This is a genomic window from Sporosarcina sp. HYO08, assembly GCF_001563475.1.
GTDB lineage: Bacteria > Bacillota > Bacilli > Bacillales_A > Planococcaceae > Sporosarcina.
The window spans coordinates 224858-246608 of the sequence record NZ_LPUT01000012.1 but is presented as its reverse complement, the minus strand read 5'-3'; the positions used below and the strand labels follow the sequence as shown (position 1 = coordinate 246608).

The following is a 21751-nucleotide window of genomic DNA, read 5'->3' as shown; positions in this document are numbered from 1 at the left end:
CAAAAAACTGTGCATCAAGGAGCCCTCCCCAATGCACAGTTTGCTTACATATTGCGTCGATACTGTCCACCGACTTCGTATAATGCGTTTGTAATTTGTCCGAGACTTGCGACTTTTACCGTTTCCATCAATTCTGCAAAGACATTTCCACCCGATATGGCCGTTTCTTTTAATTTTTTCAAGGCTTCCTTCGATTGTTCGGCATGAGTTGCTTGGAATTTACGCAAGTTGATAATCTGGGATTCTTTCTCCTCTTTGGAAGCACGGGCAATTTCCATATTATCGATCGCTTCCAAAGACGCAGGATTCGGGTTTAAATACGTATTCACGCCGATAATCGGCATTTCCCCCGAATGTTTCTTCATCTCATAGTACATAGATTCCTCTTGAATTTTGCCCCGTTGGTATTGGGTCTCCATTGAACCAAGCACACCGCCGCGATCGTCCAATCGGTCAAACTCTTGTAAAACAGCTTCTTCCACAAGATCGGTCAGTTCGTCGATAATGAAAGCGCCTTGCAGCGGGTTTTCATTTTTTGACAAACCATGTTCTTTTGTAATAATCATTTGAATCGCCATGGCGCGGCGTACAGATTCCTCAGTCGGTGTTGTAATTGCTTCGTCATATGCATTCGTGTGTAAAGAATTGCAGTTGTCTTGCAGCGCCATGAGTGCTTGTAAAGTTGTTCGAATATCATTAAAGTCAATTTCCTGCGCGTGCAAGCTTCGTCCAGACGTTTGAACATGATATTTCAACTTTTGACTTCGTTCATTCGCACCATATTTTTCACGCATGGCGACTGCCCAAATGCGCCGTGCTACCCGACCGATCACAGTATATTCCGGATCAAGCCCATTTGAAAAAAAGTATGATAAGTTCGGTGCAAAGTCATCAATATGCATGCCCCGGCTTAAATAATATTCTACAAACGTAAATCCATTAGACAAAGTAAAGGCAAGCTGGGAAATCGGATTCGCACCCGCCTCGGCAATATGATAACCCGAGATGGAAACGGAATAGTAGTTCCGCACTTGATGATCAATAAAGTATTGTTGGATATCTCCCATCATGCGAAGTGCAAATTCCGTTGAGAAGATGCATGTGTTTTGTCCTTGGTCTTCCTTTAGAATGTCCGCTTGTACGGTTCCACGGACAACTTGAAGGGTCGCTTCTTTCACAGCTGTGAACTCTTCAATGGTCAGCAAACGCCCAAGCTCTTCTTCTTTCCGCCGCACCTGCTGATCGATCGCTGTATTCATAAACATCGCCAATATGATCGGTGCCGGACCATTGATCGTCATTGAAACAGAAGTCGATGGCGCACATAAGTCGAAACCAGCATACAATTTTTTCATATCATCGAGCGTACATACATTCACACCCGACTCACCGATTTTCCCGAAAATATCCGGGCGTTCGTTCGGATCTTCCCCGTACAAAGTAACAGAATCGAAGGCGGTTGATAGACGCTTGGCATCGTCATCTTTGGATAAATAGTGGAATCTCCGATTGGTTCGCTCCGGTGTCCCTTCTCCCGCAAATTGTCGTTTCGGATCTTCTCCTTCTCGCTTAAATGGAAAGACACCCGCTGTGTAAGGGAAGGATCCCGGAACATTTTCACGATACACCCAACGAAGGATTTCGCCGTAATCTTTGAACTTCGGCAAGGCGACTTTCGGTATTTTCAAGCCTGATAAACTTGTCGTTGTTAAGGCCGTTCTTAATTCTTTGCCGCGAATTTTCGTAACGAATTCATCACCGGCATAAGCTTCTTTTAATTGTTCCCAATTGGCTAGAATGCGCTTGGACTCCGCCGTCAGTTCATCTTTAACACCGGCCGCCAATGATTGTAAAGAAGCTGCGAGTCCATCATTCGGTGCTTTTTCTTTCACTTCTTCGATCGCACCTTCCAGCTGAAACAATCTTCTTGCAAGTTCTGCCTGTTGCGCGGACTTCTTATGATAGTCGCGAATCGTTGTTGTAATTTCACGTAAATATTGATGGCGGTCATTCGGAATAATGACATTTTCCTTCTGTGTTTTGACCGAATGCGCATAGGAAGTTTGCCAATTCAGTGCACATTTTTCATTCAACACATGAACAATCGCCGCAAAAAGCGCATTTGTTCCTTTGTCATTGAACTGGCTTGCGATTGTCCCATAAACTGGCATGCGATCGAGGTCTTGGTCAAATAACAAGCGGCTTCGCTGGTATTGCTTCTGCACTTGACGAAGCGCATCTTCTGAGCCTTTTTTCTCAAATTTATTGATCACAATGAGGTCTGCGTAGTCAATCATATCGATTTTTTCCAGTTGCGTTGGCGCTCCGAATTCACTTGTCATGACGTACATCGAGACATCGGAAATTTCCGCAATCGCAGCGTCCCCTTGACCAATGCCGCTCGTTTCAACAACAATCAAGTCGAAGCCGGCCGCCTTTACAATGTCCAGCACGTCTGGGATGGCGCTCGACAATTCAGAACGGGAGCCGCGGGTTGCTAAACTTCGCATAAACACCCGCTCGTTAAAAATTGCATTCATTCGAATTCGATCTCCGAGCAATGCGCCGCCTGTTTTTTGCTTCGTTGGGTCAATGGACAAGATCGCTACTTTTTTGTCGGGTAATTCATGTAAAAACCGACGAATCAGCTCGTCTGTTAATGAGCTTTTTCCTGCTCCACCTGTTCCCGTAATCCCTAAAATGGGCGTGTTTTTAGAAAGTGTTTTCGCTTTTTCAATAAGTGCGGTTGCCTCTTCATTGTTTTGCCCATACATTTCCTCGACGAATGTAATTAAATTAGCCAGCACTTCAGGATGATCTGTCCCGATTTTTTCAAGCAGTGCCAATTCATTGTCTTTTTTCGTTAAGAAATCACATTCTTCAAGCATGCGGTTGATCATGCCCTGGAGCCCCATTTTCCGTCCATCTTCCGGTGAGAAAATCCATGCAATCCCATAGTTATGCAGGTCTTTAATTTCCTTTGGTAGAATGACCCCGCCGCCCCCGCCATAAACCCGAATATGCGGTGCCCCTTTTTCTTCAAGCAGGTCATACATATACTTAAAATACTCAACATGCCCGCCTTGATAAGATGAAATCGCAATCCCTTGAACGTCTTCTTGAATGGCGGCATTGACGACTTCTTCAACGGAGCGGTTATGACCGAGGTGAATGACTTCCGCACCGCTCGACTGCAAGATCCGTCTCATGATGTTGATGGATGCATCATGCCCGTCGAAGAGACTTGAAGCCGTGACAAATCGAATATGATGCTTAGGTTTATAAATCTCTATCGTTGCCATTGATTGAACACCCTTTCTCCCCGTGCCAGAACCTCATCTAGCACACCCCTCTTAAAAGCTGGTCCGTCTGAATACGGATGTATTCTTCAATCGTATACTGATCGCGCAGCGCCCATCTGCGAAAAGACCACATTTGTCCTTGCACGACAATATGATGGGCAGCCAGCGGAATTTCCTTCTCCGAAAGTTGGATTGTTCCCGCTTGCACACAAGCCTGGAGGATCGATTCAAATAGAGAAACCATTTCCATTTCCTTTTTCAATACATATTGCAATGCCTCTTTTGGTAATGATTTCGACTCTTGATACATGACAAGTATTTTATCCGCCATATGGTCAATTAGCTCGAAATATTGTCGAATGGCTGCTTGCAACTCGTCTATCGTGCCTTTTTCGGTGGACACTCCCGATAGGCGATGCAGCACTTCATCGTAAATACTGTCACAAACAAGATACAAAACGTCTTCTTTTGTACGAATATATTCGTATAACGTACCAATACTAAAGCCTGCCGCCTTGGCAATTTCACGTGTCGTAGCCCGATGAAAACCTTTTTCTTTAAAGAGCTTTACGGCACCCTGAATCATTTGTTCACGTCTTTTCTCAATCAACCCTTCATCTTTAACGGATGATTGCACAGTATGTTTGATCGACATAAAATCCCCCCGAGTTATTTCGTTAGCATACGGGAGATGACGAGACGTTGAATTTCCTGCGTTCCTTCATAAATTTGTGTGATTTTCGCGTCACGCATATAACGTTCTACTGGATAATCCTTTGTATAGCCATATCCACCGAACACTTGCACCGCTTCGGTCGTCACCTTCATAGCCGTATCACCGGCCATTAGCTTCGCCATGGCAGATGCTTTTCCATACGGTAATCCGTTCGATTCCAGCCATGCCGCTTGATAAGTAAGCAAACGAGATGCCTCGATTCCAGTTGCCATATCCGCCAGCTTAAAACTAATTCCTTGGTTGGCCGCAATTGGTTTACCGAATTGTACCCGCTCTTTGGCATAGTCAATAGAGGCATCCAGCGCTCCTTGTGCGATGCCGACAGCCTGGGCGGCAATCCCATTACGCCCGCCGTCTAACGTTTTCATCGCAATGATAAATCCTTCACCTTCAGCTCCTAGTAAATTTTCTTTTGGAACGCGGCAGTTTTCGAACAATATTTCCGTTGTAGGTGAGGAGCGAATCCCGAGTTTCCTTTCCTTTTTTCCGACTGAAAAGCCCGGGAAGTCTTTTTCGATAATAAAAGCACTTGTTCCTTTATGCTTGGATTCTGGATCTGTCACCGCAAATACGATGTAAATATCGGCGAAACCACCATTTGTAATAAAGATTTTAGAACCATTCAACACATAATGATCGCCATCTAGCTTCGCTGTCGTTTTCATACCGCCCGCATCGGATCCCGAACCTGACTCTGTTAAACCGTAAGCACCCATTTTTGTACCTTCTGCCATTGGGCGTAAATACTTTTGTTTTTGCTCCTCCGTCCCATACGCGAAAATTGGCCAACCTGCTAAAGATGTATGCGCGGAAAGCGTCACACCCGTCGAAGCACAGACTCTCGATAATTCCTCCACCGCAATGACATACGCCAAATAGTCGCTGCCAATTCCGCCGTACTCTTCCGGCCAAGGAATGCCCGTTAATCCAAGTTCTGCCATTTGCTTAAAGATCTCCATGTCAAACCGTTCTTCTTCATCTCTTTCAGCAGCTGTCGGCGCAATTTCATTTTCCGCAAAATCCCGTACCATTTTCCGAATCATTTCATGCTCTTCCGATAGTTTGAAGTTCATATTTCTCACACCCCATTATGCCGGTTATTTTAGTAGATGCTTGCTTACGACGATCCGTTGAATTTCACTTGTTCCTTCGTAAATTTGCGTCACTTTTGCATCGCGGAAATAGCGTTCGACTGGGTAGTCTTCGGTATAGCCATAACCGCCGAATATTTGAACCGCTTCGATGGCATTATCAACTGCCGCTTGGGCCGTGAAAAGCTTTGCCATGGATGCCTCTTTCCCGCAAGGCAAATTGTCCGCGCGCAACGCTGCCGCTCGGTAGACAAGCAGCCGTGCTGCCTCCGTAGTGGTCGCCATATCCGCAAGTTTGAATCCGATCCCTTGCTGCGCTGCGATCGGCTTTCCAAACTGAATGCGCTGTTTCGCATAGTTTGTTGCGGCCTCAAGCGCCGCTTCCGCAATGCCAAGCGCTTGGGCTGCGATGCCAATTCGTCCCACGTCCAGATTCGCCATGGCGATTTTGAAACCTTCCCCTTCATTGCCAAGCCGATTGTTAACAGGTACTTTCATATTGTCGAACGACAATTCAACCGTCCTTGAACCATGCAGTCCCATTTTTTGTTCGTCTTTACCAATGACTAGCCCCGACGTGTCCTTGTCTACGATAAAGGCAGTAATTCCGTACGTTCCCTTAGACGGATCTGTAGCTGCAAAGACGATGTAAACATCCGCCTCACCGCCGTTTGTAATGAACATTTTAGAGCCATTTAACACATAATGATCCTCTTTTTTCACAGCACGCGTTTTTAAAGCTCCGGCATCCGATCCCGAAGAAGCTTCCGTGAGACAAAATGCGCCTAGATATTCCCCCGATGCCATTTTTGGCAAATACCTTTGCTTTTGCTCATCATTTCCAAAGTACATAATTGGATTGGTGCCGACAGATGTATGCACAGAAAGAATCACACCGATCACAGCACTTACTTTTGACAGCTCTTGAATCGCGCTAACATACGACACAAAATCCATTCCTGCCCCGCCATATTGTTCCGGTACTGTGATCCCCATGAGACCCAGTGCACCCATTTTCTTTAATACCTCACGAGGAAATTCCCCAGCCTCCATCCGAGGAATAAATGGTTCAATTTCCATCTTTGCAAAATTGCGCACCATATCGCGCATCATCTGTTGTTCTTCGGTGAATTGGAAATTCATTACGGACTCCCCTTTTACTCGTAAATGTAAAATCCACGGCCAGATTTTTTCCCAAGCCAACCAGCTGACACGTATTTTCGCAGCAATGGACATGGACGATATTTTGAGTCGCCAAAGCCATTGTAAAGAACTTCCATAATGTATAAACAGGTATCCAACCCAATAAAGTCAGCGAGTTGAAGCGGTCCCATCGGATGGTTCATCCCAAGCTTCATTACTTCATCGATTGCTTCCTTAGTCGCCACCCCTTCGTACAATGTATAAATTGCTTCGTTGATCATCGGCATGAGAATGCGGTTGGAGACGAATCCTGGAAAATCATTCACTTCAACAGGCGTTTTGGAAAGCTTCAACGTCATTTCCTCAACTGCTTTGTACACATCGTCTTCTGTTGCAAGCCCCCGAATGATTTCGACAAGCTTCATAACGGGTACAGGATTCATAAAGTGCATGCCAATGACTTTTTTAGGCCGCGATGTCGCAGCCGCAATTTCCGTAATTGGCAATGAGGACGTGTTAGATGCCAAAATTGTATGGCCTGGTGCAATGCCATCTAATTTTTTGAAAATAGATTGCTTGATCTCCATATTTTCAATTGCCGCTTCTATGACAATATCAACATCTTTTGCATCTTCCAGATCCAATGATCTTGTAATGCGGTTAAGCGTTTGCCGCATATCGTCCCTTGAGATGCGGCCTTTGTCGACATTACGTGTTAAGTTTTTCGTAATCGTTGCGATTCCTTTAGACAATGCTTCCTCATTGATGTCATTTAGCAACACATGAAAGCCGGCAGTTGCACATACTTGCGCAATGCCGCCGCCCATTTGTCCAGCCCCAATGACCATTACTTTTTGGATCTTCATGCTGCCCGCCCCCCTTTATTTCGCTACTTCAATCATCACTGCATCACCTTGGCCGCCGCCGGAACAAATCGATGCAATGCCAATACCCCCACCCCGACGTTTCAACTCATAAGCGAGTGTTAAAATAATCCGTGCACCGCTTGCGCCAATTGGATGTCCAAGTGCAACTGCTCCACCATTAACATTTACTTTTTCCGGATCTAACCCAGCAATTTGAGCGCTTGCCAACACAACTGCCGCAAATGCTTCGTTAATTTCAAAAAGATCAATGTCTTCGAGTTGTTTCCCTGTTTTTTTCAATAACTTCTCAATAACAAGCCCGGGCGTTTCTGGGAAATTTTCGGGTTCGATCGCAATTTCGGCATGCCCGATAATCGTAGCAAGGGGTGTTCTGCCCTCTTGTTTGGCTTGCGCTTCACTCATTAAAACAAGTGCACATGCCCCATCGTTAACGCCTGGTGCATTTCCGGCTGTAATTGTCCCGTCTTTCCCAAATGCCGGCCGAAGCTTTGAGAGTGAAGCGATCGATGTATCTGCGCGTGGTGCTTCATCCGTATCGATGATAATGGCATCGCCTTTACGCTGCGGAATTTCGATAGACACAATTTCTTGTTGCAACATCCCATTTTCAATTGCATGTAATGCACGGTCATGGCTGCGCAGCGCCCATTTGTCTTGTTCTTCCCGCGATAATGACAATTTTTGAGCCGTCTTATTTCCATAGATCCCCATATGAACTTGATCTGCCGAAAATGAGCAGGACAATCCATCATAAACCATGCCGTCCACCAGGTTTGCATCCCCCATTTTCAAACCAAAACGTCCTTTGGGTAAATAGTACGGCGTATTGGACATCGATTCCATTCCCCCTGCAACGATGACCTTCTCTTCACCCAATCGAATAAGTTGATCGCCAAGGGTAACAGAACGCATCCCAGAAGCGCATACTTTGTTGATCGTTTCTGTTTTCACTGACCAAGGAAGTTCCGCTTTCACCGCCGCTTGTCTGGATGGTATTTGGCCTTGCCCCCCTTGCAAAACCGTTCCCATGATGACTTCGCCTACTTCGTCAACTTTGACATTTGCTCTGTTTAAAGCTTCTTTAATTGCAATCCCCCCGAGATCACTTGCAGTTAAAGATTGTAATGAGCCGCCAAACTTCCCAAAAGGTGTGCGTGCTCCGTCAAGAATTACTGTTCTTCCCATTCCCTTTCTCCTCCACTAAAAAATGGTAGCGCTTTCAGTCCGCCTGCGAATCATTCATTTCTATCGTTCTATGTGAAGACCCCTTTTGACTGAACGCTCGCTCGACAAACTTGCTAAAAAAAGGGAGTGCGAACACCCCCAATTCTATTAACTTAATTGTATGTTAATAACGAATCTTCCGCAACTTGGATTATTGTAAAATCACTGAACTTTCCTCGTCTTCCACTGCGATATCTGCCCCAAAAACAGATCGTTCCAGCAGCTCCGCAATATCATATGTCCCAACTTTTTCTTCCACTTCAATGGCTTTCGTTCCATCCGACAGCATCGTTAAGCAATATGGACAGCCCGAGGAAATAATGCCTGGATTCACTTCAACGGCTTGTTCTGTACGTGCAACGTTAATGCGGTGGCCTGTATCTTCTTCCATCCACATTAGCCCACCGCCCGCCCCGCAGCACATCCCGTCCTGACGATTGCGTTTCATCTCTACAAGTTTGACACCTGGAATGGCTTTTAAAATTTCCCGCGGCGGATCGTACACATCGTTGTAACGGCCCAAGTAGCAAGAATCATGGAATGTGATCGTTTCATCGATCGCATGCTTCGGCTTCAGCTTGCCTTCTTTAACAAGATCATACAATAATTCCGTGTGGTGAATGACTTCCACACCTTCAAGTCCAAGGTCTGGATATTCGTTTTTGAATATATTGTAAGCATGCGGGTCGATCGTGACAATTTTCTGAACGCCCGCTTTTTCAAACTCTGCAATATTCGCCATCGCTAATTCTTGGAATAAAAATTCATTCCCTAAACGACGCGGTGTATCGCCCGAATTTTTTTCTTTATTGCCAAGAATGGCGAATTTGACATCTGCCGCATTCATTAGATGCGCGAAAGATAGCGCAATCTTTTGCGAGCGGTTATCGAATGCCCCCATCGACCCAACCCAGAATAAGTAGTCAAATTCTTCGCCAGACTTTTTCATTTCTTTTACAGTTGGGATCTGCAGCTCCGGTCGTGCATCACGCCATTTTTCTTTTTCCTTTCGGTTGAGTCCCCATGGGTTTCCTTGACGCTCGATGTTTGTCATCGCACGCTGTGCATCGGGATCCATTTTTCCTTCCGTCATAACGAGGTAACGGCGTAAATCAATAATTTTATCCACATGTTCGTTCATGACTGGACATTGGTCTTCACAGTTTCGGCAAGTCGTACATGCCCAAATTTCTTCCTCCGTGATGACATCACCAATTAATGAAGGACTGTAAATCGTATCGAGTGAAGCGCCTTCAAGACCTGCGGCAGCTGCGATTACATTTCCTTTTGTGTTGGCAAATGCGAAAGTCGGTACCCATGGCTTTTGTTTTGTCAAAAGAGCACCTGTATTCGTTAAGTTATCCCGTAGTTTAACGATCAAATCCATTGGTGATAACATCTTCCCTGTGCCGGTTGCAGGACACATATTCGTACAGCGCCCACATTCCACACAAGCGTAAAAATCGATCATTTGTAGTTGCGTAAAATCCGTTATTTTCCCTACGCCCAATGCAGGCATCTCTTCTTCATCTTCAATTTCTTCCAAAGCCGCGAAGTCGATCGGTTTTAACGTCCCAGCATGATCCAAGCGATGGAAATACGTATTTGCCGGGCCCGCGATTAAGTGCGCGTGTTTGGACTGCGGGACATAGACAAGGAATGTTAATAGAATTAATAAATGTACCCACCAACCGATAAAAAATACGGCGGCAGCGGCAGTCGGCGACATAAAAGCCAAGAGCGATGCGATGGTAGAAGCGACCGGCTCCGTCCAAGTTAAACCGCTTCCTTGCCAAATCATATTACTGCCATTCGATAAAATTGTCGAAACCATAAGCCCACCGATGAAGATCAAAACGAGCCCAGATTTCCATCCGCGTTTTAATCGCACGAGTTTTTCAACATACCGGCGATGGAATGCCCAAATAACGGCGATTAAAATCATTAGGACAACAAGTTCCTGGAAAAATGTAAATGCTGGATAAAGGGGACCTAACGGTAAATGCGAACCTGGTTTTAACCCTTTCCAAATGAGGTCGATTGCACCAAATTGTACGAGAATGAATCCATAAAAAAAGGCAACGTGAATTAAACCACTTTTCTTATCTTTGAGCAGTTTCTTTTGTCCGAAGACATAAACCCAAATTTTTCGAAGCCGTTCTTTCACGTTATTGTCGAATTCTTCTTTTCTTCCAAGCTTGATAAATTGGATGCGTGTTTTCAATAAATACACAAACAACGTAATGGCGTAAGCGGTTACACCAAGAAATAGAATCCAATTCAACATAAGCAGTGGTCCCATCTGCCCTCTCCCCCTCCTGTTTTAAACTATAGAACCTAGTAGTCCAACTTTTCAGAACAATTGGCCATTTACCACAAGTTTAATACTGAGTGAGCATTCAGTCAACAGCGTATTTAGGCAGTTTAGATTTCTCCGCCGATCAATAGGCCCACTTGAGACGATACGGCGCTGACATACTCATTGCACTACTATGTATATAGAAAAAAGGGGAATTTCATGTCAACACAAAAAACCTGCAAGTGATTTGCAGGCTAATCATACATCTTTATTTCATGAAAATTGGTGTTGAATAGCTCTTTTGCAGTTTTAATATCGGGGGAAGCCATCCCAAGAAGGACAACAGTTGCGGGACCTCCGGATGTGGTGACGTTTAATGGTGATTCAATCGTTAGTTGACTTTCCCCAAGCATCTTCTGCGCTTCCCATTTGATGCCACCCGAACCGATCGGCCACATTTTTTGAATAATGCCGACATCCAATGCAGCTTTAATTTTTCTGAGCGAGGCAATGTCCCGTGAACGCGTTAGGACTTCTTCTCCTACAAGCGGCACCCCATATGTAAACCAATGGAGTTCACTATTTTCAGGTGCCTGCAACGCGCTTTGCCTACCAATGATCGTGACAGCGAGAGCCGACTGAAGGAGGGACATATTCGTTTCTGTACTGCCACTAATCGACGGCACGCCCAAACCCGCCTCTTCAAAAACTTTTGTCACGCCTCCTACGTATTTCGGCCAACTCCCTTTTCCACTAAAATTATGAATCAGTATGGAAATCGGTTCAGCCCCCGCCGCCCATTGTTCTAAAAGCGCAACGCGGGTGGCAAACTGCGCGGTAATTTCATCGGTTACATGTACAATATCGTCTGTTTTTTCGCCGATCCCCCCTGAATTATCAGTCGTTGCGATGAATCCACTACCAAGATCGATTGCATTTCTCATCGGGTGAATCCTAGGCGATCAGGCAAGACATTTCGTAGGGCTGGTAACACAAAAGCGGCAATGATTGCATTCAAAGCCGCAGCCATGACCAAAAATGGCAATGCGCCGAAGAAAAAAGCAGGCGAAATAAGGAAATAAAACGGCAATGGTGCCAATATTCCGTTCGCCGCAACAAAAAATATCCATTTCAACAGATGATATCCCTTACGGTGCAGGCGGGCAAAAAACATCACAATGACAAACATTTCAAGCGCAATTAATAGATGAAAAGGCCCCAATGGGAACCCGGCATACAAGGCAGATGCTGTATGGCCAAGTAACGACGCAAGTCCCGAAAATACCGGCGGAAGGAAGGCAGCAGATACAAGTGCCGGAACCGTATCAAGTGCCAAAGAACCTCCAAAGCCAGAAGGAATTTTGATAAAACCGCTGACCGCACAAAGTGCTGCAAAAAAAGCGGTTACTGTTAACTTTTTAATGGACATCCATTATTCACCCGACTTTTTACTTTTATCATCTGTCCGGAACACTTTCGCACTCCGAACGTATTCGTTATCAGGTACATTTAGTCGTTTATTGACGATGCGCGCCGCAACAAAAAAATAATCTGAAAGACGGTTTAAATACTTTTGAACCGTTGCAGGTACATTCTCTTCCACTTTCATCAATGTAACCGTTTGACGTTCTGCCCGTCTTGCGACAGTGCGTGCGATATGAAGCGTTGCGGATGCAGTAGAGCCTCCCGGCAATATGAAGCGTTCTAGCGGCGGCGCTTCTTCCATCAATTTGTCGATTCGCTTTTCAAGTACTTCAATTGGTTCTTCGGACAATTTATAATGGCGCTCTTTCATCACATTGGCTAGATCTGTTCCACCGTCAAATAATTCATTTTGAATCGCTTCCAAGTCAAAGAGAATGTCTTTAAAAAGCACTTCATCCAACTCGGTCATTGCCTTTCCGACAAATGAATTTAATTCGTCCATCGTTCCGTAAGCCTCTACACGCACATGATCTTTGTCAACTCGTCCGCCAATTAACGCTGTCTTTCCTTTATCTCCTGTTTTCGTATAAATTTTCATTGTATTTCTCCCCTTTTCTTTAATGATTTTGCAAGCCCGTACCATATTTGTGTAACATCATCCGCCTGGGACATAAGCATTTGATACAGCCTGCCGCATCGATCACGCAATTCTCGTTGTTCAGCTTCCATCGGAACAATGCCGCGCCCAATGTCCGTTAAAATGAAAATGACGTCAGGATGTTTCATTACTCCACTCGCTTTTTTCAATAATTCCTCTTCCGATAAATCTGTTTGCGCGATTCCCTTTTCCACATCATAGACAACAATTGTTCCACGTGGAATATTGTCCGCACGAAATGTTTCAAATAGTTCTATCCCCGACATCCAATACGAAGTTTTGTTTCCGCTTTCGATCAACCTATTTTTGACGTATTGCCGTTTTCCGTTATGGGCACCGCCGATATAGACGTGCATTGCTCTCCCTCCTCAAATGCCTGTTCGTTTTGCCACGTCAGTTTCCAGACAGAGCCATGCGGCACATGCCAAGACCAAAAGTTTTTTTGATCTTTAGAAAATGTTGAAAGAATGATCCGTATCGGACCGCCATGCGTGACAAGCGCCGCGCCACCCGGCAACAATTTTAATGCTTGCAATACGCGTATTCGAACGGCTTCTAAACTCTCCCCGCCCCTTGGCGTATACGTCAAAGGATCTTCAATCCAATTGCGATAGTCTTGATCATTTTCAAGATCCGCATAGGTTTTTCCTTCAAAATCTCCAAAATGACATTCTCGAAATGCTGCATTAGGCAAATATTCTCTTTCAGGAAAATAAAGTGCAGCGGTTTCTTTCGCACGTATTAGGTCACTGCAATAGACCGAGCTGGGCTTAAACGGAAAGCTACCCAACATTCTTTGGGTCGGAATCATCGGTTCATTCGTCCAACCAATATATTTTTTTTGTTCATTGCCCGATGTCGGCAAGTGCCTAATCACATACAAAACAAAGCAACGAGCCATAATACCGCCTCCATTCCTTCGATCAATGCACCGCACAGGTCCCCTGTTATACCGCCAAAATGCCTGAATGACCAGCTCCGAAACAACAAAACACCTGCACTTATTACAAGTAAAATAATGAGCGCCAAAAAGTTGCCAATGAAGAACCCTATGACGAATAACGTAATGAATCCAACTGCAAATGAAAAAGCTAATAGTATATACGTATTCGTTTGTTCTTTAAAATAATGCACCAGTCCTTTGTCTTTAGCAGAACGAGTTGTGGCCATCACAATATTCATACTTGCCCGGGCCAAAATAGGGATTGTCACAAACAGAACGATCAAATCGCCCCCGCGTTGAATCAATTCCTGGAACAGTGCAACTTTCAATAGAAGAAATAAAACGACTGCCATCGTTCCAAATGCACCGATGCGGGGATCTTCCAGTATTTCAAGCCGTTTTTGACGATCGCGGTAAGAGAAAAATGCATCTGATGTATCTGCAAGTCCATCCAGATGTAACCCGCCTGTCAGCAAAACACCCGTCAACGTGATGAGCACTGCCGCAAGAAAGAAACCGAAACCTGCAACGTTGAAAGTGAGTGCTAGCACACTGTACATGCCAAGCCCGATGAAAGCGCCAATGAACGGCAATGAACCATACATCATCGTAACGTTCTTCCGTCCGAGCGGCAGTTCCTTGTTCACTGGAATAACCGTGAAAAACTGTATCGCAAGCAGTAGTCCATTCATGCTCTTTGCCCCGTAATAATCGATTGCATCAGCGGCCAATCAAGATGAGCTTTCACATGCGCCGCCCACTCATCAAACACATCCACCCCATCCGGTGCAGCCATCAATGGACGATTCGCATCCTCTTCTTCGATGCCGTGGTCTACCTTATATGGAATGACACCCGCAACGGGTATTCCTGTGTATTGTTCAATAAAGTCAATACCCGCTTGAAAAAAGGCGATATCTCCGTGGAATTTATTAATAATAATGGCTTTCACTCTAGCCCGATGTTCTGTTGGCAATAGCTCTAGTGTGCCAACGATGGAAGCAATCGCACCGCCCCGATCTATATCCGCCACTAATATAGCGGGCACATTTGCGATTTCAGCAACTCGCATATTCGTAAGGTCCCGGTCATTCAAATTCACTTCGGCCGGACTGCCAGCCCCTTCAATGATAATTGTGTCGTATAATTTCTTAAGTTGTGAAAGCGATGTTTGAATTGCTTCAATCCCACGCTCGTAATAATGATCACGATATTCCTTTCCTTCTACCATCGCGAGTCTTTTCCCGAGCATAAACACTTCGGATTTCATATACGCTGATGGTTTGAGAAGAATGGGATTCATTTCGATGATCGGTTCCGTTCGAGCCGCTAGTGCTTGAATCATTTGTGCACGGCTCATGACATGTTCATCAGCTAGTGTGATAGAAAATGGAGACATATTTTGAGATTTAAAAGGTGTTACGCGAATGCCTTCATCGGATAATATGCGGCATAAAGCGGTACAAATCATCGTCTTTCCCGCGTCTGATGCAGTGCCAAGCACAATAAGCCCATTCATAATTTTTCCTCTTTCCACATTGTCGCGATGCCGTAATTCATTTCAATCGCGGTATTGGCTTTTGTCACAAGAGATTGATGAAGCTTTCCAATCCACGCCAAAAACTTTTCCATACTTGCATCATACATCGGCCAGTCATTTAATACTTCGTTTGAAACGATGACAAAATGCGCGGCAATTCGCTGTATTTCTTCGATCGTTTCGAAAAGCCTTTCCACTTTCCGATCGAAGCAGTGAGGCTGCTCAATGCATGGCTTGCCGACTTCCCAACCGGCATACATTTCGTTCGCAAGCCAAGTCGTTAAGCAATCCCATAAAACACAATCCCCCCGTTGGATGAACGGCAATACTTTTTCCAATTGAATCGGTTGCTCAATTGTTATCCACTGTTCGACTGCCCGGTCCTGTTGATGCTTTTCAATGCGCTTTTGCATTTCTTCGTCTGTCGATACGCCAGAAGCAATATAAACAAGGCGATGGCCGTTTTTTCGGGCTTCATTGACGAGCAACTTTTCGGCGTAGGCGCTTTTCCCACTTCGAACACCGCCGCTTATGAAGGTCAGTTTTCCGCTTTCCACTTCGATAATTCCTCCATAAAAACTTGCATGTCGGCTTCGTTTTTCACACCGACCCGTAGCCATCTTCCATCCATCCCGCGAAAATTTTTGGAGTGACGCAAGATGATTCCGCGGGTAAGCAAATCGGTGTAAAGTTTTGTCGTACGTTCTACTGATCCTGTTGTGAACGCTACATAATTCGTTACCGAATCGGTGAATATAAAGCCTAAATCATTCAACTGCTTTTTAAGTTTTTGGCGTTCATTATCCGCATGTCGCATGGCAGTTTGACGGTATTCGTCTTCTTGAAAACAGATCGCGCCAATCTTTGCTGCAAGTCCGTTGATATTCCAATGCGGCACAACCGTACGGATTTCTTGGATAATCGACGGATCGGCAGCGACATAACCTAGCCGGAGCCCCGGAATAGCATACATTTTCGTCATAGAACGCACAACGATGACATGTGGATAATGGACAATCTCAGGAATGAAAGAAAGCAATTCATCCACAAAATCAATAAATGCCTCATCCAGCACGATGTCACAATTCACTTTTTCTCCATAACGAATGACTTGCAACAATTCATCCCTAGACGGCATAATCCCAGTCGGATTATTTGGCGTGCATAAATAGAGAACATCCGCTTCCTGCATGGCATCGATGATTTTTCCCACCGGTAATTGAAAGCCATTCGTTTCGGAAGCGACGATATGTGTAATGGATACATCTTTCGCTAATAGTGTTCGTTCATACTCCGAAAATGTTGGATGGACAAGGACCGCGCGCTTTCCCCGATATCGTTCGGCCATGAGCGCAAGCAATTCAGCAGCCCCGTTGCCGGCAAACAGATAGCTTTTTGGAAGTTCATGGTAATCCGAAGCGGCCGTTATAAATGGCTCGCCATTTGGGTCTGGGTACATCTGAATGTCATGCACAAGTTCATGCCATGCTTTTAAAACGGAAAACGGAGGCCCGGCTGGATTGCAGTTTTCGCTCAAGTCAATGAGGCGATCAGGCGTTGTCAGCCCAAGCTTTTCATAAACGTGATGAGGGTTTGCCCCGTGTTCAGGCAGTCGCATAAATGAGCACTCCAATCATTGTCATAATGAGCCAAAAAGTAAATGAAGCAATCGTCATTTGTTGAATGACTAGCTGAATATGGCTTGCGCGAAGCGGCGTGATGCCTGGTCCCATTTGAGGACGGTTAGACACAACGCCGCGATATGTATTTTGCCCGCCCAATGTAACCCCGAGCTGCCAAGCAGTCGCCGCTTCCAAATAGCCACTATTTGGACTTGGATGTTTGCGGGCATCTTGTTTCCACCCGGAAAATCTTTGCCGAAGCGGAATTCTTACTTCATTCTTCGTAAAGAATAAAATGAACAATCCTGTCATCCGGGCTGGAATATAGTTGAGAACATCATCCACCTTTGCGGAGAATGCACCAAATTCAGTGTAGCGTTCGTCTTTATAACCGATCATTGAATCCAATGTATTGACCGTTTTATAGAGCCACAACCCCGGTGCGCCGAGTAAAAAAGCCCAAAATAATGGCGATGTAATGCCATCCGCTATGTTTTCTGAAACTGTTTCGATCGTCCCTCTCGCAATTTCACTTTCATTCAACCGTTCTGTATCTCTGCCGACAATCCAAGAAAGTTTCGTTCGCGCTTCTTCAAGATCGTCAGTCGCAAGGGGGCGGTAAACGTCAACCGCGGCATCACGAAGACTTTTTTGCGCTAATCCAATTGCGATTAAAATACTTTCTGCGGCTACGCCAACAAAGAAATGCAATCGGTAAGCAACAGTGACAATAACTAAAGCCACTACGAAGACGATGCCGATCGTCAGAAAAAAAGTATAAGCACCTTTCCAAAAACGGAATCTGCCTTTATTTAAGCGGCTTGTTACTGTTGAAATGAATGTACCAATCCAGCGAACAGGATGCGGCCAATGCTGTGGATCCCCTATAATGCGATCGAGCATGAATCCGATCGCAATCGCGAGTAAATGTCCAGGAATCATACCGATCCCTCTTTCGCTTTCCGATACGCACGAATAGCACGAACGGTACACTCATAGACGCCATGGCCGATTAACTTGCCAAGCGGTGTAATCGGGCCCGCATAAGGTAGACATTCACCTTGTTGCGTAGCGGCAATTAACAAGCTATCTGTTGACGTGCCGGTTGCAACTGTTTTCGTCAATGGGTCAAGTACTTCCTCCGTCTGAAGCGCTTTTGTTTTTGCTTCTGTCGCTGTAATCATCGCTTGAATAAACGCCTCTTCAGACAGTTTGCCATTTACAATAACCCACGTATTGATCGTGCCGATCCGTTCTTTTCGGTCACGGCTAAGCGCCTCGGCGACATCCACTGCATTGCCAATTCCCGCCGTGACGGCAATGAGAATCGAACCAAAATCTTCTTCGTACTTTCCGAATTCAACATGCTCCGCCTGAACCGCTGTCATCATGCCCACTGTATCTGTTGGATGAAAGCCTTCCTGTTCGAGATAGCGTGCCATTTCTTCCTTTGCATCGGCTACGTGATAATTGGCATCCACATGCCGGTTGACAAATGTTTGATACCAGCCTGTGCCAGGATTATGAACAGCGGAAGATACGGTTTTTAACGGTTTATTTGTCTGTAATAACACATAATTCGCTGTTACATTGAAATCCGTTAAGTCAACAGTAAACGGCAGCTTTTTTACATCGACATGAGGTAAAAGTGTGATTTGCGGTTTCGGCAATTCTGGATGTGGCTGTGTTTTTACTTTCGCATCATACACTGTGCCGACCATACTTTCTTTGACAACGTCATGCGGCGCCCCTATTTTTGCGATTTGTCCATTTTCCATTAATAACAGTCGATCGCAGTAAAGCGATGCAAGGTTAATATCATGAAAAACCGAAATAACGGTTAAACCTTTCTGTATGGCTTGTTCACGGATCGTATCTAGTAATTGCTGTTGGTGAGCAATATCTAAATGATTCGTCGGTTCATCGAGCAGTAAGATCGGCGCTTCTTGCGCAAGTGCTTGCGCAACGAATACACGCTGTCGCTCTCCACCCGACAGCAATTCGATCGCTGTATCTTTGTAACGCATAATATCCGTCAGCGTCATCGCTTCCATGACCGCACGCTCATCTTCTTTAGACCAAGTCGAAAAAAGACCAGATTGATGCGGATATCGTCCAAGTGAGACCGTTTCAAAGACGGAATGGGAAAAAGCATGGGTGTGCATCTGAGGCAATACCGCTACTTTTCTCGCAAATTCTTTTTGGGAATATGTAGATACATCTTGAGCTTCAATTGTAATCGTTCCAGTTTGCTTCGGAAGAATACCTGAGATCATTTTTAGCAGTGTCGATTTCCCGCTTCCATTCGGACCTAAAATCCCCAGCACTTCCCCTTTTTCTACTTGAAATGAAACATCTTTTACAACGGGTGTATTTGAATAGCCACCGGTAAGATTTTTGACTGTTAACATTACATCGCTCCTTTTCGCCTTTGTCGATAAAAGATGAACGCAAATACAGGCGCCCCAATAAACGCCGTAATCACACCTACCGGTAATTCTGAGGGAGAGATAATCGTTCGTGCAACAAGGTCACAAATAATAAGCAAGGATGCGCCATTGAAAAATGACAGTGTCAACAAATGCCTGTGATCCGCTCCCCACATGAGTCTTGTCATATGCGGCACGACAAGACCGACAAAGCCAATCGTCCCCGACACTGCAACTGCGGAACCCGTTAATAAGGACCCGCCGATTAAAATCATCCATTTTCTCCGCTTCACGTTGACCCCTAAATGATGTGCACGCTCTTCTCCGAAAAGCATGGCATTCAACTCGCGGCGATTGATCCAAAGCAGCACTGAGCCTATCCCCACAAATGGCAAGATCATCGTCACATAACTCCAGCCGCGCATCGAAACGCTCCCTAGCAGCCACCCAATAATTTGACGCAACTCTTCTCCTGTCAATGCGATCATGAGCGATAAAAGAGAGCCAAGAAATGAACTAAAAATAATCCCTGTTAAAATAATCGTTTCCATTTTCATTGCCCGGTCGACGAGACGTGCAAATCCGAGAACGACAAACATTGTCAGCGCGGCACCAATCATACTAAAGACAGGCAATGTAAAATGGCCGAAAAAAGTAATGGAAATCCCAAAAAAAAGTGTCATGACCGCACCTACCGAGGCGCCGGATGACACTCCGAGTGTGTATGGATCAGCCAATGGATTTTTTAATAGCCCTTGGAATGCGGCTCCTGAAATGGCAAGAGATGCGCCTACAAGGCCTGCTAGCACGACGCGTGGCATTCTTATTTTCCATAATATATTGGCAGCCGTTGGATCAGCCGTGGCATTCCACAATGTTTGAATCGGAATTTTGACAGATCCGATCGATACACCTAACCAAACCGCCACGAGAAGTGTGGCGGCTGAAAAGATGTAGGCAATTGCTGTTTTACTCACCAAAAGCCTCCGGATAAACGGCTTTTGCAATTTCTTCTAACCCTTCTGCCAGACGAGGTCCTGTACGGCTCGTTATATTTTCTTTCACTTGCATGACAGCTTTATTTTGAATTGCAGTGATCGTATCAAAACCATCGCGCGCATAAACATCTTCAACAGCTGTTTCAATATAATCATACATAACGATAATCACATCTGGATTTCGTTTAACGATCTCTTCTGGTTCCATCATGACCCAGCCTTCTTGGTCAGCCGCAATGTTTTCCGCTCCAATCATGTCGAGCATTTGATTCATAAATGTATTTTTACCAGGTGTGTAAATTTCAGGTGCTGGCGATGTTTCCACAAAAACGGATCTTTTCTGCTCAACAGATGCTGTTTTCGCCAATACTTCTTCTACTTTTGCTTTCATGCCCTCGATAATTTCTCCGGCTTCTTTTGACTTCCCAGTTGCTTTTCCGATCGTTTCAATCGTTGTGTATGTCTCGTCAAAATTAGCAGCATTTTTTACAACAAACACCGGAATACCGGCATCACGAATTTGTTGGAGTCCGGCTTCACCCGTGCCAAGCCCGGATTCATGTGCGAATACGATGTCTGGCGTCATGGAAACAATCTTTTCAACATTAAATTCCAAACCGCCAATTTTTTCCTTGTCAGCTACTTCTGCTGGATAATCATCGTAATCATTCACGCCAACGATTTCATCATTCAATCCCAGTCCAAATAAAATTTCCGTGTTACTTGGCATCATTGACACAATTGTTTCAGGTGCTTTTTCAAACGTAATCTCGTTCCCTACAGCATCCGTTAAAGTGATTGGAAAACCTACTTGCACTTCATCTGTCTTCGCTGCATCTTCCGTTTCTATTCCTGTTGTTTGACTTGCATTGTTATTTTTCTCCCCTGCCCCACACGCAGCAAGCAAGAAAACTGCCATGATGGATAAAATCCATAGTTGCCTTAGCTTTTTCATCCTATTTCCTCCCTAAATTTGACCAAATAAAAATCCCCCGTATTGCACGGAGGAAAAGTTAGTAAAAAAAGGCATAAAAGGCCCATTTTCACCATTCCTATCCTCGCAGGTTTTGGGTGAGATCTATAAAGGCAGGTCTCCTGGCTTGTGTTCAATGCTTGTCGTGTCTTCCCGGATTTCTCCAGTGACGTGCTACGACTCGCTCACACTTACAGTGGCGGGACCGCGCCGGAATTGAACCGGCTTCCCTTTTAACCTCATAATCAATTACGCCTCGGCGTAATTGCGTCCAGACTTTGAATTGTGCCCGCAGGATGCGGGTATGCAGTCGTTGGGGCCGGCACGATGCCGGTCATGCGGTCGTGGCGACAGGATGTCGCGTACTTAGACCGCCTTCTTTTTGACGTCGCGCTCTTAGACTGCCTTCCACTACTCAATTCAAAATCTGTGACATCCGCCGGAGGCTTGACTTGAATCAGCAGATGTATTTGCTGATTCA

The 21751-nt window shown here is 45.2% G+C and carries 20 protein-coding genes and 1 riboswitch; all 20 genes read right to left on the bottom strand.

All coding sequences use genetic code 11. From position 1 onward, the window contains the following. Positions 1–44 precede the first annotated feature (44 nt). Positions 45–3302: a fused isobutyryl-CoA mutase/GTPase IcmF gene (gene icmF, locus AU377_RS05680; protein WP_067405443.1), complete on the bottom strand. Its 3258-nt coding sequence runs from the start codon at positions 3300–3302 to the stop codon at positions 45–47. A gap of 37 nt (positions 3303–3339) precedes the next feature. Next, on the bottom strand, positions 3340–3957 hold the full coding sequence (locus AU377_RS05675) for a TetR/AcrR family transcriptional regulator (RefSeq protein WP_067405440.1): 618 nt from the start codon (positions 3955–3957) through the stop codon (positions 3340–3342). A 14-nt stretch (positions 3958–3971) separates the two neighbouring features. After that, positions 3972–5111: an acyl-CoA dehydrogenase gene (locus AU377_RS05670; RefSeq protein ID WP_067405437.1), complete on the bottom strand. Its 1140-nt coding sequence runs from the start codon at positions 5109–5111 to the stop codon at positions 3972–3974. 24 nt (positions 5112–5135) lie between these two features. Continuing rightward, the gene (locus tag AU377_RS05665; protein ID WP_067405435.1) at positions 5136–6272 is read right to left on the bottom strand and encodes an acyl-CoA dehydrogenase; all 1137 of its coding nucleotides are present in this window, start codon (positions 6270–6272) and stop codon (positions 5136–5138) included. A gap of 14 nt (positions 6273–6286) precedes the next feature. Next, positions 6287–7138, bottom strand: coding sequence for a 3-hydroxybutyryl-CoA dehydrogenase (locus AU377_RS05660; RefSeq protein WP_067405432.1), 852 nt, complete (start codon positions 7136–7138; stop codon positions 6287–6289). A gap of 15 nt (positions 7139–7153) precedes the next feature. Continuing rightward, a complete protein-coding gene (locus AU377_RS05655; protein ID WP_067405429.1) occupies positions 7154–8344 on the bottom strand; it encodes an acetyl-CoA C-acetyltransferase in 1191 nt (396 codons plus the stop codon). A 190-nt stretch (positions 8345–8534) separates the two neighbouring features. Further along, positions 8535–10685 (bottom strand): (Fe-S)-binding protein, encoded by a 2151-nt coding sequence (locus tag AU377_RS05650; RefSeq protein ID WP_067405426.1) that lies wholly within the window; start codon positions 10683–10685, stop codon positions 8535–8537. 251 nt (positions 10686–10936) lie between these two features. After that, a complete protein-coding gene (locus AU377_RS05645) occupies positions 10937–11626 on the bottom strand; it encodes a hypothetical protein (RefSeq protein WP_067405423.1) in 690 nt (229 codons plus the stop codon). Then, positions 11623–12111, bottom strand: a complete 489-nt coding sequence (locus AU377_RS05640) for an ECF transporter S component (protein WP_067405421.1) — start codon at positions 12109–12111, stop codon at positions 11623–11625. The genes AU377_RS05645 and AU377_RS05640 overlap by 4 nt, the downstream gene beginning before the upstream one ends. A gap of 3 nt (positions 12112–12114) precedes the next feature. Continuing rightward, positions 12115–12705, bottom strand: a complete 591-nt coding sequence (locus AU377_RS05635) for a cob(I)yrinic acid a,c-diamide adenosyltransferase (protein ID WP_067405418.1) — start codon at positions 12703–12705, stop codon at positions 12115–12117. Continuing rightward, positions 12702–13121: a bifunctional adenosylcobinamide kinase/adenosylcobinamide-phosphate guanylyltransferase gene (locus AU377_RS05630; protein ID WP_067405416.1), complete on the bottom strand. Its 420-nt coding sequence runs from the start codon at positions 13119–13121 to the stop codon at positions 12702–12704. Before AU377_RS05630 ends, AU377_RS05635 begins: the two co-directional genes overlap by 4 nt. Then, a complete protein-coding gene (locus AU377_RS05625) occupies positions 13061–13666 on the bottom strand; it encodes a histidine phosphatase family protein (protein WP_067405413.1) in 606 nt (201 codons plus the stop codon). The genes AU377_RS05630 and AU377_RS05625 overlap by 61 nt, the downstream gene beginning before the upstream one ends. Continuing rightward, entirely contained in the window at positions 13639–14400 is a 762-nt protein-coding gene (gene cobS / locus AU377_RS05620) for an adenosylcobinamide-GDP ribazoletransferase (RefSeq protein ID WP_067405410.1), read from the bottom strand. Before cobS ends, AU377_RS05625 begins: the two co-directional genes overlap by 28 nt. After that, positions 14397–15227, bottom strand: a complete 831-nt coding sequence (locus tag AU377_RS05615) for a cobyric acid synthase (protein WP_067405407.1) — start codon at positions 15225–15227, stop codon at positions 14397–14399. Before AU377_RS05615 ends, cobS begins: the two co-directional genes overlap by 4 nt. Continuing rightward, positions 15224–15805: a bifunctional adenosylcobinamide kinase/adenosylcobinamide-phosphate guanylyltransferase gene (locus tag AU377_RS05610; protein ID WP_067405404.1), complete on the bottom strand. Its 582-nt coding sequence runs from the start codon at positions 15803–15805 to the stop codon at positions 15224–15226. The genes AU377_RS05615 and AU377_RS05610 overlap by 4 nt, the downstream gene beginning before the upstream one ends. Then, the gene (locus AU377_RS05605) at positions 15787–16866 is read right to left on the bottom strand and encodes a histidinol-phosphate transaminase (RefSeq protein ID WP_067405401.1); all 1080 of its coding nucleotides are present in this window, start codon (positions 16864–16866) and stop codon (positions 15787–15789) included. Before AU377_RS05605 ends, AU377_RS05610 begins: the two co-directional genes overlap by 19 nt. Continuing rightward, on the bottom strand, positions 16853–17809 hold the full coding sequence (gene cbiB, locus AU377_RS05600) for an adenosylcobinamide-phosphate synthase CbiB (RefSeq protein WP_156450401.1): 957 nt from the start codon (positions 17807–17809) through the stop codon (positions 16853–16855). Before cbiB ends, AU377_RS05605 begins: the two co-directional genes overlap by 14 nt. Next, entirely contained in the window at positions 17809–19281 is a 1473-nt protein-coding gene (locus AU377_RS05595; RefSeq protein WP_067405395.1) for an adenosylcobinamide amidohydrolase, read from the bottom strand. Before AU377_RS05595 ends, cbiB begins: the two co-directional genes overlap by 1 nt. Further along, entirely contained in the window at positions 19281–20276 is a 996-nt protein-coding gene (locus AU377_RS05590; protein ID WP_067405393.1) for an iron ABC transporter permease, read from the bottom strand. Before AU377_RS05590 ends, AU377_RS05595 begins: the two co-directional genes overlap by 1 nt. Continuing rightward, positions 20269–21252: an ABC transporter substrate-binding protein gene (locus tag AU377_RS05585; RefSeq protein WP_067405390.1), complete on the bottom strand. Its 984-nt coding sequence runs from the start codon at positions 21250–21252 to the stop codon at positions 20269–20271. The genes AU377_RS05590 and AU377_RS05585 overlap by 8 nt, the downstream gene beginning before the upstream one ends. 112 nt (positions 21253–21364) lie before the next feature. Next, positions 21365–21544, bottom strand: a riboswitch (cobalamin riboswitch). Positions 21545–21751 lie beyond the last annotated feature (207 nt).

Excerpts from the sequence above, each read along its gene's own strand:
- AU377_RS05630 (WP_067405416.1), bottom strand. The coding sequence starts at position 13,121 with ATGCACGTCTATATCGGCGGTGCCCATAACGGAAAACGGCAATACGTC.
- AU377_RS05655 (WP_067405429.1), bottom strand. The coding sequence starts at position 8,344 with ATGGGAAGAACAGTAATTCTTGACGGAGCACGCACACCTTTTGGGAAG.
- AU377_RS05625 (WP_067405413.1), bottom strand. The coding sequence starts at position 13,666 with ATGGCTCGTTGCTTTGTTTTGTATGTGATTAGGCACTTGCCGACATCG.
- AU377_RS05650 (WP_067405426.1), bottom strand. The coding sequence starts at position 10,685 with ATGGGACCACTGCTTATGTTGAATTGGATTCTATTTCTTGGTGTAACC.
- AU377_RS05665 (WP_067405435.1), bottom strand. The coding sequence starts at position 6,272 with ATGAATTTCCAATTCACCGAAGAACAACAGATGATGCGCGATATGGTG.
- AU377_RS05645 (WP_067405423.1), bottom strand. The coding sequence starts at position 11,626 with ATGAGAAATGCAATCGATCTTGGTAGTGGATTCATCGCAACGACTGAT.
- AU377_RS05670 (WP_067405437.1), bottom strand. The coding sequence starts at position 5,111 with ATGAACTTCAAACTATCGGAAGAGCATGAAATGATTCGGAAAATGGTA.
- AU377_RS05660 (WP_067405432.1), bottom strand. The coding sequence starts at position 7,138 with ATGAAGATCCAAAAAGTAATGGTCATTGGGGCTGGACAAATGGGCGGC.
- AU377_RS05595 (WP_067405395.1), bottom strand. The coding sequence starts at position 19,281 with ATGTTAACAGTCAAAAATCTTACCGGTGGCTATTCAAATACACCCGTT.
- AU377_RS05605 (WP_067405401.1), bottom strand. The coding sequence starts at position 16,866 with ATGCGACTGCCTGAACACGGGGCAAACCCTCATCACGTTTATGAAAAG.
- AU377_RS05615 (WP_067405407.1), bottom strand. The coding sequence starts at position 15,227 with ATGAATGGGCTTATTGTGCTTGGCACTGCATCAGACGCGGGAAAGACG.
- icmF (WP_067405443.1), bottom strand. The coding sequence starts at position 3,302 with ATGGCAACGATAGAGATTTATAAACCTAAGCATCATATTCGATTTGTC.
- AU377_RS05640 (WP_067405421.1), bottom strand. The coding sequence starts at position 12,111 with ATGTCCATTAAAAAGTTAACAGTAACCGCTTTTTTTGCAGCACTTTGT.
- AU377_RS05635 (WP_067405418.1), bottom strand. The coding sequence starts at position 12,705 with ATGAAAATTTATACGAAAACAGGAGATAAAGGAAAGACAGCGTTAATT.
- AU377_RS05675 (WP_067405440.1), bottom strand. The coding sequence starts at position 3,957 with ATGTCGATCAAACATACTGTGCAATCATCCGTTAAAGATGAAGGGTTG.
- cobS (WP_067405410.1), bottom strand. The coding sequence starts at position 14,400 with ATGAATGGACTACTGCTTGCGATACAGTTTTTCACGGTTATTCCAGTG.
- AU377_RS05585 (WP_067405390.1), bottom strand. The coding sequence starts at position 21,252 with ATGAAAAAGCTAAGGCAACTATGGATTTTATCCATCATGGCAGTTTTC.